General features: G+C 41.7%; 12 protein-coding genes. 7 read left to right on the top strand and 5 right to left on the bottom strand.

Translation table 11 applies throughout. The features are described 5' to 3' along the window. Nucleotides 1-9: 9 nt before the first annotated feature. From HDF25_RS05215 to HDF25_RS05225, 3 genes are read right to left on the bottom strand one after another with little or no spacing between them, the layout of a single operon-like run. On the bottom strand, nt 10-723 hold the full coding sequence (locus HDF25_RS05215; protein WP_184623456.1) for a head GIN domain-containing protein: 714 nt from the start codon (nt 721-723) through the stop codon (nt 10-12). A gap of 60 nt (nt 724-783) precedes the next feature. Further along, nucleotides 784-2676 carry a RecQ family ATP-dependent DNA helicase gene (locus HDF25_RS05220; RefSeq protein ID WP_184623458.1) on the bottom strand — a complete coding sequence of 631 codons (1893 nt, stop codon included), beginning with the start codon at nt 2674-2676 and terminating at the stop codon, nt 784-786. A gap of 10 nt (nt 2677-2686) precedes the next feature. After that, nucleotides 2687-3877: an NAD(P)/FAD-dependent oxidoreductase gene (locus HDF25_RS05225; RefSeq protein ID WP_184623461.1), complete on the bottom strand. Its 1191-nt coding sequence runs from the start codon at nt 3875-3877 to the stop codon at nt 2687-2689. 57 nt (nt 3878-3934) lie between these two features. Here HDF25_RS05225 and HDF25_RS05230 point away from each other — a divergent pair, with 57 nt between their 5' ends. Continuing rightward, entirely contained in the window at nt 3935-5074 is a 1140-nt protein-coding gene (locus tag HDF25_RS05230) for a 5-(carboxyamino)imidazole ribonucleotide synthase (protein ID WP_184623463.1), read from the top strand. Continuing rightward, complete coding sequence (gene purE / locus HDF25_RS05235) at nt 5074-5559, top strand: 5-(carboxyamino)imidazole ribonucleotide mutase (RefSeq protein WP_184623465.1); 486 nt, start codon at nt 5074-5076, stop codon at nt 5557-5559. Before HDF25_RS05230 ends, purE begins: the two co-directional genes overlap by 1 nt. A 69-nt stretch (nt 5560-5628) precedes the next feature. Here the strand turns inward: purE and HDF25_RS05240 are convergent, their stop codons facing one another. Next, entirely contained in the window at nt 5629-6192 is a 564-nt protein-coding gene (locus HDF25_RS05240) for a YqgE/AlgH family protein (RefSeq protein WP_184623468.1), read from the bottom strand. Between the two features lie 50 nt (nt 6193-6242). On the opposite strand from HDF25_RS05240, the gene pdxH reads away from it, so the two are divergent. The 5 genes from pdxH (at nt 6243) to queG (ending at nt 11563) form a co-directional block, all read left to right on the top strand. Continuing rightward, nucleotides 6243-6893 carry a pyridoxamine 5'-phosphate oxidase gene (pdxH, locus tag HDF25_RS05245; protein WP_184623470.1) on the top strand — a complete coding sequence of 217 codons (651 nt, stop codon included), beginning with the start codon at nt 6243-6245 and terminating at the stop codon, nt 6891-6893. Between the two features lie 9 nt (nt 6894-6902). Further along, entirely contained in the window at nt 6903-7793 is an 891-nt protein-coding gene (locus HDF25_RS05250; protein ID WP_184623472.1) for a 3-hydroxybutyryl-CoA dehydrogenase, read from the top strand. A 9-nt stretch (nt 7794-7802) separates the two neighbouring features. After that, nucleotides 7803-8825: a Holliday junction branch migration DNA helicase RuvB gene (gene ruvB, locus HDF25_RS05255; protein ID WP_184623474.1), complete on the top strand. Its 1023-nt coding sequence runs from the start codon at nt 7803-7805 to the stop codon at nt 8823-8825. Nucleotides 8826-8890: 65 nt separating this feature from the next. Next, nucleotides 8891-10399: a bifunctional GNAT family N-acetyltransferase/carbon-nitrogen hydrolase family protein gene (locus HDF25_RS05260; protein WP_184623476.1), complete on the top strand. Its 1509-nt coding sequence runs from the start codon at nt 8891-8893 to the stop codon at nt 10397-10399. A gap of 216 nt (nt 10400-10615) precedes the next feature. Continuing rightward, complete coding sequence (gene queG, locus HDF25_RS05265) at nt 10616-11563, top strand: tRNA epoxyqueuosine(34) reductase QueG (RefSeq protein ID WP_184623478.1); 948 nt, start codon at nt 10616-10618, stop codon at nt 11561-11563. A gap of 15 nt (nt 11564-11578) precedes the next feature. On the opposite strand, the gene HDF25_RS05270 is transcribed toward queG, so the two are convergent. Further along, nucleotides 11579-13444 (bottom strand): M1 family metallopeptidase, encoded by a 1866-nt coding sequence (locus HDF25_RS05270; protein WP_184623481.1) that lies wholly within the window; start codon nt 13442-13444, stop codon nt 11579-11581. Between the last annotated feature and the right edge of the window lie 56 nt (nt 13445-13500).

The raw sequence follows: 13500 nt of genomic DNA on the forward strand, positions 1-13500 counted from the left end.
TCTTTGGTATTAGTTAACTTTTTCCAGCCTGGCAGTGCCGGATTTATTTTCGTCTACTTTTTTGGGGTTTCCTTTATAGTAAATAGCTGTAGCTCCTGAAGTTTTTGCTTTAAGTTCGTTAAGTACATTGATCTTCAATTTACCAACACCTTCCACATTCAGATCATATAGACCTGTTATAAAAGCAAATGCATCCATTTCGATTGCGCCGGTACTTTTTACCCGATGCTCTCCTGCCTGTCCGATCAGGTTAATACTGGCCGTACCTTCAGTTGTTGTGGTCAGTTTGCCCGCGTTCAGCTCCAGGTTAATTTTTGTCGCACCGGATGAATGGATAGCCAGGTCATTGACATGGATAAGTGCTGAAGTAAACACACGGCTCGCCCCCTTCACGTCCAGATTTTTCAGGTCTCCGATTCCGGCATTAATCACAACAGAGTCTTTACCGCAATATTTCTCCTCATCCAGTTTAATCACCAGCTCATGGCCATCTACGGTAGCTTTAACCAGATCAATCAGGTTAGAATCTGCTTCTATGTTGATTTTAAAGCTACTATCCTGACGCATAATCAGTTTCACAGCTCCGCTGACCCTGATCTCATCATAGGGTTTTACTACAGATGCTCTGCTGGAGTGTTTTCCTGAGTCTTCAATACATTTAGACTGACAAGCAGTGAAAAGCACTGGAAGAGCTAAAATATATAGGATTGAGTTCTTCATCATAAGTTTCATTTTTTTGTTTTCCGTCAGTTATAAAACCTGCGCCGCAGGCCTCATCAATGCTCAAAGGTAATAGTTTTTGCCGTCTGTTTTAATTTTACCTGCATCCAGCATTTCCCGGATACGGTTTAGCTTCTCCTGATCAGTCCCGGTTTTAAGCTGGCCGACCAGCTCGTCAAGTGTAACAGGTCCGGTCTGCACTATGGTCGCCAGTTCAAAATCGATCTTATCCTCCAGCCCGGCCAGGTCTTCATTTTTCTTTTGTGCCAGACAAACATCACATACCCCGCACTGTACCGCATCGGGTTCATCAAAATACGATAATAACTGTATACTTCTGCATACAAATGAACTTGCATAAGCCAGAACGGCACTAATCTGCTCTGACTGGATTTTTTTGCGAAGTTCGATATACTTCACATCAGTATCCAGGTGCAGCAGATCCACCCTCGCTACCAGAAACTGCATCTGCGGCTGGTCTGTCTGTGGCAAATAAGAAATCAGTCCCTGATCCTGCAGGTTATTCAGCAAACGTACCACATCATTAAAGGAAATCCCCAGTTTTTTGGCAATGTCGCTTTCACTAATATTCGCATAATGATCAAACATTCCGCCATAAGAGCGCAAAATAGTTTTAATTAAGGGGTCATAACCCGAATTCTCTATCTGGAACCGGTAAACATCCTCGTTCCCGGCCGTAAAAAGCACACGGGAAGCTAAAAAGATATTCTCGGAGAGTGTGATATAACCATCGTGTTCCAGGAATTTCAGTGCCCCTATAGTTTTGATCACGCCCAGTTTAAAGCGTTTACAGAAATCTGCAAGATCAAAACTAAAATTGACACCCGCTCCTGCACCATAAGCCAGTTGAAAATAACTCCCCAGATAGTGATATGTTTTTTTAATCTCTTCTACCGAAGGAAAGTTGTCCGTATATTTAGCCTTTAGCGCCATTTGATCGGATTTGTTCGCCAGCAAAACAGCAAAAGCCCGTCTCCCGTCTCTTCCTCCCCGTCCGGCTTCCTGATAATAAGCTTCCAGACTTTCAGGCAAATCAAGATGCACTACAAAACGGACATCGGGCTTATCAATCCCCATCCCGAATGCATTTGTAGCAACCATCACTCTGATTTTATTTTGTTTCCACGCTTCCTGTTTTCTGGAGCGTTCATCTTTTTCTATACCGGCATGATAAAAATCAGCAGCAATGTGGTTTCTCTTCAAAAACAAAGCTACTTCTGAGGTTTCCCGTCTGTTACGTACATAAACCAACCCGCTGCCATTCACATTGGTGATGATATCAATCAGTTTTTTATATTTATCCTCGAGATCAAAAACCACATAACTCAGGTTTTTACGCGCAAAACTCTGCACAAAAATCTCAGGTTCCTTAAGCATCAGTTTATCGACAATATCAGTCCTGACAAAAGACGTAGCGGTAGCTGTCAGCGCAATTACAGGAACCTGAGGGTGAATTTCCCTTAGCGCAGTGATCTGTAAATAAGAAGGTCTGAAATCATAACCCCACTGAGAGATACAATGTGCCTCATCTATCGCAAAAAGGTTCACATTCATATAAGAAATCCGGGTACGTACCAGATCAGATAAAAGGCGTTCAGGTGAAAGGTAGAGGAATTTAACAGGACCATAAATACAGTTATCCAGCAAAATATCTATCTCTCTTTTACCCATTCCAGCATAAATAGCCACAGCATTGATCCCTTTGGCTTTCAGGTTCTCCACCTGATCTTTCATCAGCGCGATCAATGGAGAAACGACAATGCAAATTCCCTCATTAACCAGAGCCGGGATCTGAAAACACAGGGATTTTCCACCACCGGTAGGCAATAAAGCCATTACATCCCGACCAGAAAGCACTGCCCTGATAATATCCTGCTGCAGCGGTCTGAAAGAAGTAAATCCCCAATAGTTTTTTAAAATATCTGTTTCATTCATAAAATCAGCCCTAAATTCCCTGTGCAATAACGAAACCACAGGCCCAGGCCCATTGAAAATTATATCCGCCAAGCCAGCCTGTTACATCCAGACACTCTCCCCCAAAATACAGGCCAGGCATCTTTTTACATTCAAGCGTTTTAGAAGAAAGCTCGGCTGTATCTATTCCACCACGCATAACTTCTGCTTTATCATACCCTTTATCTCCCGCCGGCTTTACCTTAAACAAGTGAATAGTCCGATGGATCAGCTCCATTTCAGTTTTCGTCAGCGAAGCTACCTGTTTATCGACAGGCAGATATTTACTCATTGCATCCGTAAATTTCTTTGCATAATATCTGTTCATCAGCGTAGACAATAAAGTCTTTCCATTCTGTTTTCGCTCTTCTTCCAGCAATGCAGTAATGTCTTCGTGCGGCAGCAAGTTAATGTTTATACTTTCACCTGGCTGCCAATAGGAAGAAATCTGTAGAATTGCCGGCCCGCTTAACCCCCAATGTGTAAATAGAATATTCTCTTCGAAAGAGATCTGGTCATTACTTACTTCACAAAAAACTGAATTCCCGGAAAGCTGCGCATACCACTCTTCTTCTTTTCCGGTAATGGTTAAAGGGACCAGAGCTGGTGCGGTGTCAATGATATTCAACCCATTTTTGCGGGCAAAACGCAATGCGAAATCTGTCGCACCCATTTTCGGAATGGGCAATCCGCCTGTTGCAATAACTAATTTAGCCGATTTTATGGTATATTCTTTACCCGAACGCTGATAGGTTACGCTGTAGACATCTTCTCTATGTATAATATCCGTTACCTCAGCATTACATCTGATTTCCTGTCCGAAGTCCGCACACAGCTCCATAAACAGGTCGACGATCGCTTTCGCATTTTTATCTTCAGGAAACAATTGCCCCAGCGTTTTCTCTTTGCCACTGATCCCATAAGTATCAAAAAAACTGATGGTATCAGCAACTGTCCATTGTGTAAAAGCCGATTTACTAAAGTGTTTATTTCCCGAAATAAACTGTTCATCAGTCGCGAACAGATTCGTATAGTTACATCTTCCTCCTCCCGAGATTAATATTTTAGCCCCTGCTTTACTTCCTTTTTCCAGTAAAATTACCTTCTTACCAAGGTATCCGGCCTGTACCGCACACATCAATCCACACGCGCCCGCTCCAATTATTATAGCATCAGCCTCCATCAAATCCGTTTATATTGTTATTTTTGTGCAAAATAAGCATAACTTTTTCATATCGATATGGCAAAACAAATAAGTGAGTTAAAATTAGGTATTTTAGGCGGTGGGCAATTAGGCCGGATGTTAATTCAGCAGGCAATTAACTACAACCTGACTACGCTGGTACTGGATCCTGATCATGATGCTCCCTGTAAAAATCTTGCAAACTACTTCGAATGCGGGTCTATTACTGATTTTGATACAGTATATAAATTTGGTAAAAAAGCAGATATCATTACTATTGAAATTGAAAAAGTAAATATTGAAGCTCTGGATCAGCTTGAAAAAGAAGGCAAGCTGGTATTTCCCCAGGCAAGAGTAATCCGTCTGATCCAGGATAAAGGCATACAAAAACAGTTTTTCAAAGAAAATGATATCCCGACTGCCCCTTTTCAGCTAGCCAATACCAAAGAAGACCTGCTGAATTCGAATTTCCCTTTCCCTTATATGTTAAAACAGCGGAAAGATGGATACGATGGTAAGGGTGTCATGAAAATCAACAATGTGGCCGATCTGGACAATGCATTTGACAGCCCTTGTTTAATTGAAGAACTGGTTGATTTTGAAAAAGAAATTGCAGTTATTGTATCCAGAAATCAGAATGGTGATGTCAAAACTTTTCCGATGGTGGAAATGGAATTCAATGATGAGGCTAACCTGGTAGAATTCCTGATCTCACCCTCTACCTACCCCGACTCTATACAGGAAAGAGCAGAAAATATAGCTAAAAAAATTGCCGCGGCCCTGAATATAACGGGTTTGCTGGCTGTAGAAATGTTTATCACCAAAGACGGACGTATACTGGTTAACGAGCTTGCTCCAAGACCGCATAACAGTGGTCATCATACTATAGAAGGTAATCGTGTCTCTCAGTTTGATCAGCACCTGCGTGCCATCTGTAACCTTCCACTGGGAGATACCAGTTCCATCAGTAATGCAGTGATGATTAATGTATTGGGTGAAAAAGGACATGACGGCGTGGCAAAATATCCTGGTCTGGAAAAAATCATGGCTCTGGATGGTGTTTACGTACATCTTTATGGTAAAAAATACACTAAACCATTCCGCAAAATGGGGCATATCACTATTGTTGACCAGAATCGGGAAGCAGCAATTGAGAAAGCTAATTATATAAAAGAAACACTAAAAGTAATATCTTAATGAGCGCACAAGTAGGCATAATTATGGGCAGCAAGTCTGATTTAAATATCATGAATGACGCTGCTGATATTTTAAAGGAATTTGGAGTAGAATTTGAAATGACGGTAGTCTCTGCGCACCGTACACCGGAAAGAATGTTCAGCTATGCAAAAGAAGCGGCTTCAAGAGGTTTAAAGGTAATTATTGCAGGAGCAGGTGGGGCAGCGCATTTACCAGGAATGGTGGCTTCGATCACCGTATTGCCTGTCATTGGCGTACCAGTTAAATCTTCCAATTCTATTGACGGATGGGATTCAATTCTGTCTATTTTGCAAATGCCTAATGGGATTCCTGTAGCTACTGTAGCCCTGAATGCGGCAAAAAATGCCGGATTACTGGCTGTGCAGATTTTATCGACAGCAGATAGTTCTCTGGCAACTAAAATGCAGGGTTACAAGGACGAACTGAGAAAAAAAGTAGAAGAATCTGCGGCTGATCTTTCTTAAGCCACTAACCATAAACCAAATGCCCCGGTCTTATCCTTTATGATAAGACCGGGGCATTTATATTAAAAACTAATTCAGGTTCGGGTTTCTTGGAAAGTTACTGATGTGTGCGTATTTCGGACCGAGATGGATAATCACTTCCCGCCATAACTGCTCTTCGTCAGCAGAAAAGATCATATCTGCATCATACTGATCAGAAACGATCCAGGTATTATCTTCCATTTCCGCTTTAAGCTGTTCTCCTTCCCAGCCTGAATAACCTACGAAAATCTTTACATCTGCTTTAGTCAGGCTTCCCTGGGACATCAGCGCCTTAAAGCTTTCAAAGTTTCCTCCCCAAAAGATTCCCTTCGCAATTTCTTCTCCATCCGCAATTTTCTCCGGGCAGCGGTGAATAAAGTGAATCGTGTCCGTAGCCACAGGACCGCCGTAGCATACCGGAAAATCAGGACCGCCGATATCTTCAATAAGTTCTCCCAGCAGCAACTGGCTCGGTTGATTAATGACAAAACCTAAGCTGCCTAATTCACTGTGCTCAGTCAGTAACACAACAGAACGCGTAAAATTCGGATCATTCAGGAATGGTTCTGAAACAAGCAGTTTCCCTGCTGAAGGTGTTAATCGACTTATCATTTAGGAAAATTACTTATAATTTTAAAAAAACTAAAACCTATTTTTGTCAGATGGAGCTGACCAAAGAAAATATTCAAAACCTGAGACAAGATTATCGCGCTGCAAAGCTTGCAGAGGGCGATATAGACCAAAATCCTTTCACACAATTTGGCAAATGGTTCAAGGAGGCAATTGACGCAAAATTGTATGAACCCAATGTAATGACGCTGGCAACTGCCGATTTATCTGGCAAACCCTCTTCGCGCATTTTACTTTTAAAAGGGTTTGATGAAAATGGCTTCGTCTTTTTCACCAACTATAATAGTAAGAAAGGTAAAGAACTTCAGGAAAACCCACAGGCTGCCATGCAGTTTTTCTGGCCTGAACTCGAGCGTCAGATCCGGATTGAAGGCACCGTCACTAAGGTAGACGAAGCAGTTTCCACTGCATACTTCCACTCCCGCCCCAAAGGCAGCCAGATCGGTGCTACAGCATCGCCACAAAGTACCGTGATCCCTAATCGTGAAGTACTGGAAGCCCGTGTACAGGAGCTCACTGAAACCTATAAGGAAACAGAAGTGCCACGTCCTGAACACTGGGGTGGTTATTTACTGAAACCAGAACATATTGAATTCTGGCAGGGACGTCCAAGCCGCCTGCACGACAGAATTACCTATACCAGCGTTAACGGCGTATGGACAATCAACAGACTAGCACCTTAAATAAACAAAATGACTAAAATAGCAGTAATCGGATCTGGTACCATGGGAAATGGTATCGCGCATACTTTTGCCCAGTTTGGCTACCAGGTAAACCTGATTGACATTAATCAGGAAGCCTTAAATAAAGGATTAGATACCGTAAGTAAAAATCTTGACCGTCAAGTAACTAAAGGAACAATAACAGAAGCAGACAAAACTAAAACATTACAAAATATCCACACTTTTACCGACCTGAAATCGGGTGTCTCCGAGGCAGATCTTGTGGTAGAAGCTGCTACAGAAAATCTGGATCTTAAATTAAAGATCTTCCGCGACCTGGATGCCTATGCAAAACCAGGAGCTATCCTTGCCAGTAACACTTCTTCGATATCAATTACCCATATTGCCTCAGTAACAAGCAGAGGAGAAAAGGTGATCGGTATGCATTTCATGAACCCGGTTCCTGTCATGAAACTGGTTGAAGTGATCCGTGGATATGCTACATCAGATGAAACTACAGAGTTGGTAATGAAGCTATCAGAGAACTTAGATAAAGTACCTGTTGAAGTAAATGACTACCCGGGTTTTGTAGCCAACCGTATCCTGATGCCTATGATCAATGAAGCTATTTACACTTTATTTGAAGGGGTTGCCGGTGTCAGTGAAATAGATACTGTGATGAAACTTGGCATGGCACATCCGATGGGGCCGCTGCAATTAGCAGATTTTATAGGCCTTGATGTATGTCTTGCCATTCTGAATGTATTACATAAAGGATTTGGTAATCCTAAATATGCGCCATGCCCACTTCTGGTTAATATGGTGATGGCCGGTAAAAAAGGCGTAAAATCCGGAGAAGGATTCTATGATTATGCGAACGGTGTAAAAGAAGCCAAACCAGCAGCAAAGTTTTTATCTTAACTTTATCCCATGAACGAAAACCTTGATCCATCTTCAGAAAGCTTATCTCCTATTGAAAGGGATATAGAGAAAGTCTTGCGTCCACAGGCTTTTGAAGATTTTACCGGTCAGGAAAAAATCATGGAAAACCTGAAGATCTTCGTTAAAGCAGCTAAACTGCGTAACGAGCCTTTGGACCATGTACTACTTCACGGGCCTCCGGGATTAGGAAAAACCACCCTGTCTTATATCATAGCCAATGAAATGGGCGTTGGGATAAAAGTTACTTCAGGCCCAGTTCTGGATAAACCAGGCGATCTGGCAGGACTGCTGACTAATCTGGAGACCGGAGATATACTTTTTATTGACGAAATACACCGTTTAAGCCCTCTGGTAGAAGAATATTTGTATTCTGCTATGGAGGACTTCAAAATTGATATTATGCTGGAGAGCGGGCCTAATGCCCGCTCAGTTCAGATTACACTGAACCCATTTACATTAGTCGGGGCCACTACCCGGTCGGGCTTGCTGACGGCTCCCCTGCGCGCAAGATTTGGAATCAACTCGAGGCTGGCTTATTATGATGCCAAACTGCTGACTACAATCGTCCTGCGTTCTTCACAAATTCTGAAAACTCCTATTACTGAAGAAGGTGCCTATGAAATTGCACGCCGCAGCCGTGGTACGCCAAGGATAGCCAATGCGTTATTAAGACGGACCAGGGATTTTGCCCAGATAAAAGGGAACGGGACTATTGATACCACTATAGCCAAATATGCACTGACAGCATTAAATGTTGATGAGCATGGACTGGATGAAATGGACAATAAGATCCTGCTGACTATCATTGATAAATTCAAAGGTGGTCCTGTAGGTTTAAAAACAATTGCTACAGCCGTTGGAGAAGACGAAGGTACCATAGAAGAAGTCTATGAACCTTTCCTGATCCAGGAAGGTTATATGATGCGTACATCCCGCGGAAGAGAAGTGACTGAAGCCGCGTACAAACATCTTAAGAGACAATATCAGGCCCAATCCGGCAAGTTATTTTAGCCATTTTTCTTTTTCAGGCACCATTTATGTGTTAAAATAGGTAAATTATATCTATTTTAACACATATGAACATTGAAACAAGAAAATTAACGCTTGAAGATTATGACGATCTGAAAGAGTCAATGGAGCAGGCTTATGATACACTTGGCGGACAGATATGGAGCAAACAGACCATCGCCAGACTACTCAAACTATTTCCTGAAGGTCAGCTTTGCATTGCAGTAGATGATAAAGTTGTGGCCTGTTCTCTTGCCCTTATAGTCGATTATGATGAGTATGGTGATAAACATACCTATCAAATGATCACAGGTGCTTATACCTTCTCTACCCACGATCCACACGGTGATACTTTATACGGCATTGAGATCTTTGTTTCACCAGAATTCAGAGGTTTACGTTTAGGTCGCAGATTATATGAAGCCAGAAAAGAACTTTGCGAAAGCCTGAACCTGAAAAGCATTATTGCTGGCGGCCGGATTCCCGGATATCATGAATATGCCGACAAACTCACTCCCAGACAATATATCGATAAAGTCAAGGCCAAAGAAATCTATGACTCGACACTTACCTTTCAGCTATCCAATGATTTTCACGTCAGAAAAGTACTGAAGAACTATCTGCCGGGAGACCATGAGTCAAAGGATTTTGCGACATTGATTGAATGGAACAACATCTATTATCAGGGTGTAGATGCTTCAGCACGTTCGGCTAAAACCATAAGAATTGGCCTGGTTCAATGGCAAATGCGTCTTTTCCCGGATATGGAGGCTTTTTATGAACAAGTGGAGTTTTTTGTAGACGCAGTCAGCGGATATAAATCTGATTTCATCATGTTCCCAGAGCTTTTCAATACTCCTCTTTTACAGCCCTACAATCATTTGCCCGAAATGGAAGCTATGCGCAAGCTGGCCGAACTGACACCTGAAATTGTAGAAAAGCTCCAGAGTTATGCCGTTTCCTATAATGTAAACGTCATTACCGGAAGTATGCCGATCCTGGATAACAACAAATTATATAATGCGACCTATCTGTGTCATAGAAGTGGTAAAACCGAAGAATACAGAAAGATCCACATCACCCCTAACGAACTGAAATATTACGGTATGGTAGGTGGCGATAAGATCAAGGTCTTTGATACCGACTGCGGTAAAGTAGGAATCCTGATCTGTTACGATGTAGAATTCCCTGAACTCAGCCGGATTTATGCAGACCAGGGTATGCAGATCCTGTTTGTTCCTTTCCTGACAGATACACAGAACGGATATACCAGGGTCAGAAGATGTGCACAGGCCAGAGCTATAGAAAACGAATGTTATGTAGCTATAGCGGGTTGTGTAGGTAACCTGCCTAAAGTAAATAACATGGATATCCAATTTGCGCAATCTGCTGTATTTACACCTTCGGACTTTGCTTTTCCAACTAACGCAGTTAAAGCCGAAACGACTCCTAACACAGAAATGATGCTGGTGGTCGACGTAGATCTGCATTTACTCGACGAGCTTCATCATTTCGGAACCGTTAAGATCTTAAAAGACCGCCGGAAAGATCTGTACGAAGTTAAGTTACTCAAATAAAGCAAACGTTCGGGTACTGTTCGACATAAGGCCACCATGAGGCCACCATTACCCCACGATGAGGCCACCTTTTGTCTTAGAGAAAAGGTGGCCTCATCGTCTTTTTATCATAGGTTATTCATGGCCCTTTATCGAAACTAATCCAAAGCCATCTTCAAGCTGACCTATCAAATACCCTATCCGTTTTTTAATTGCAAACCGTACCTTTGCATAATAATGCTTAATAACTCTTCTAAATACAGTCAGCTGATCAAAGACGAAGCCCTGCGTCTGGGTTTCATGCAATGTGGTATCGCAAAAGCCGGCTTTTTAGAAGAAGAAGCACCAAGGCTGGAGCAATGGCTCAAAAACAATCGTCACGGGCAAATGAGTTATATGGAAAACCATTTTGACAAAAGGCTCGACCCAAGATTACTGGTAGATGATGCTAAATCAGTCATTTCACTTACACTTAACTACTTTCCTGAAGAACAGCAGACTGATCCCGACGCACCAAAAATATCTAAATACGCTTATGGAACAGATTATCATCTGGTGATCAAAGACAAACTGTTTCAACTCCTTAATTTTATTGAAGAGAATATAGGCGAAGTAAGTGGCAGGGCATTTGTCGATTCTGCACCTGTGCTTGACCGGGCCTGGGCAAAACGTGCCGGAATTGGCTGGATTGGCAAAAACAGCAATATTATCAGTAAAAAAAGCGGTTCATTCTTCTTCCTGGCAGAACTGATTATAGATCTCGATCTGGCCTATGATAACCCTTTTACAACCGATCACTGCGGGACCTGTACAAAATGTATAGATGCCTGCCCTACAGACGCAATCTTATCTCCTTTTATTATTGATGCTACAAAATGTATCTCGTACCTCACCATTGAATTGAGAGAAGAAATTCCGAAAAGCTTTGACGATAAGATGGAGAACTGGATGTTTGGTTGTGACATTTGTCAGGATGTATGCCCCTGGAACAGGTTTTCTGTCCCACATACTGAACCACAGTTAAAGCCAAATGAAAATCTGCTGGGTATGAAACGGGAAGACTGGCTGGATATTACTGAAGATGTATTTAAACAGATCTTTAAAAACTCGGCAGTAAAGCGGACTAAGTTTAAAGGCTTAACCCGCAATATTGATTTCATCAGGCAGATTCCTGATGAAAGTTGATGCTGTTTTTAACGGTTAATTAACCGTTAAAACATTATTATATTCATTCTTGTCAGGTACATAAGTACTTCCAATCATTACTCTTTTTATTTTCTTGTCTGTTTTGAATGGAATAGAAACTACCTGTCCGGCGTTTTGCCATATACCAATACTTTTGTGCAGTTTTTCAACTGATCCATCCTCATAAGTCAGCGTAAGATCTACAGGAAGTGGTTTAAGACTTTTATTCTCCACCTTAAACACATATCCGTCAGCAGTTTTATCAGCGCCAGTAATGCCCAGATCAATATCTCCTTCACCAAAGAACCATGGTTTCCAGAACCAGTCCATATTTTTACCGGATCCTTCATTCATACTGTAAAAGAAATCAAAAGGCATTGGATGTTTGCCATGCCAAGCCTCAATATAATGATGCAGCGCTTTGGTAAACAGCTCATCTCCCAGATAATCTTTAACATATAAATAACCTAAGGCAGGTTTAGGATAGGAATTGGTAAAAGTACCAGAACCTTTTAAATCAGGAGTCAATGTCATCACAGGTGTATCATCCTTAGAGCCTGAAGTCTCACCGGTTGGCTGTATTCCATATAAATCAACCATAGTCGGTTCAATGAGCGGAGAATTTAACCATTCTCCTATGGTTGCCCATCCTTCATCCATCCAGCCATATTTAGTTTCATTAATTCCCATATAGAAAGGGAACATGGTATGAAAAATTTCATGGATGGTCAGGGTAATTCCATTTTCCCTTTTGTCAACCGGGTTGTCATTCACCATCATTGGATATTCCATCTGATCCAGACCATCAAAGACAGTCTCATGCGCATAAGGGAAAGGCCATTTCGGGAACTTATAACTCATGGCATCCACCGATTTACGGGCAAAATCTACCACCTCGTAATAGTCTTTGTGAATTGGATTGAAAGCAGCATCAACACGGGTCCTTCTCTTAGTTTTCGGATCCACAATAAGACTGCTGGATTTCCATAAATAATGATTACTTGTTGCAAAAACAAAATCGGTTACATTTTTCGCCTCAAATCTCCAGGTATTAAATTCCTGATTTTTAGTAATATCATTGTTTTTAAGGTCATTCATATCAATCACATTGACTACGCTGTCCACTTGTTCTGCAAGGGCTAACCTGTCTGCGATTCTTTTCTGAAATACATTTTTAGCATTCATCAGATCACCTGTAGCCCAGATCACATAATCTTTAGGCACAGTAACTGCTGCTTTGAACGTACAGAAATCATTATAAAATTCAGCATCTCCCAGATAAGGATATTTGTTCCAGCCATCCACGTCATCATAAACGGCAATACGCGGGAAGAAATAAGCGACGAAGTACGACCCCTCATCAACCATTCCGGTTCTGTTATGAGAACCTTTATTTAAAGTATACTGGTAGGAAATTTTAACCTTCATACTTTTGCCGGGAGCCAGCGCAGCGATTGAAGTATGCATGTTCGTACCATCAATCACCAAAGATTCGGTAGCAACGGCCTTATCATTAATAGCAATAGAACCAATTTTCACTCCTTCACTCAGATCTTTGTCGGCCACTTTAAAAGAACGCGGACTACCATCTTTATACAAATTAGGGTACAATTTAAACCAGACTTCTTTGAGTGTATCCGGACTCTGGTTTTTATAAATGACATCAACTGTACCTTTTAATAATCCGGATACAGGTTCAAAATCAACCTTAAGATCATAATCTGCTGTATTCTGCCAGTATTTCGGTCCGGGTTTTCCCGTTACTGATCTTGTTCCTTTAGCATAAGCCTGCTGAAAGTCAGCAGGTACTGACAAACCCTGTTGTGCAAAAACGCTCAGTCCTATTACACTGAAGAGGCTGAGCATCATTATTTTTTTCATATAAATAGGATTGATTTCCGAGGTATCTATAATTGCTTTAAGTTTTGCTGAAATGT

This window comes from Pedobacter cryoconitis, assembly GCF_014207135.1.
GTDB classification, from domain to species: Bacteria; Bacteroidota; Bacteroidia; order Sphingobacteriales; family Sphingobacteriaceae; genus Pedobacter; species Pedobacter cryoconitis_D.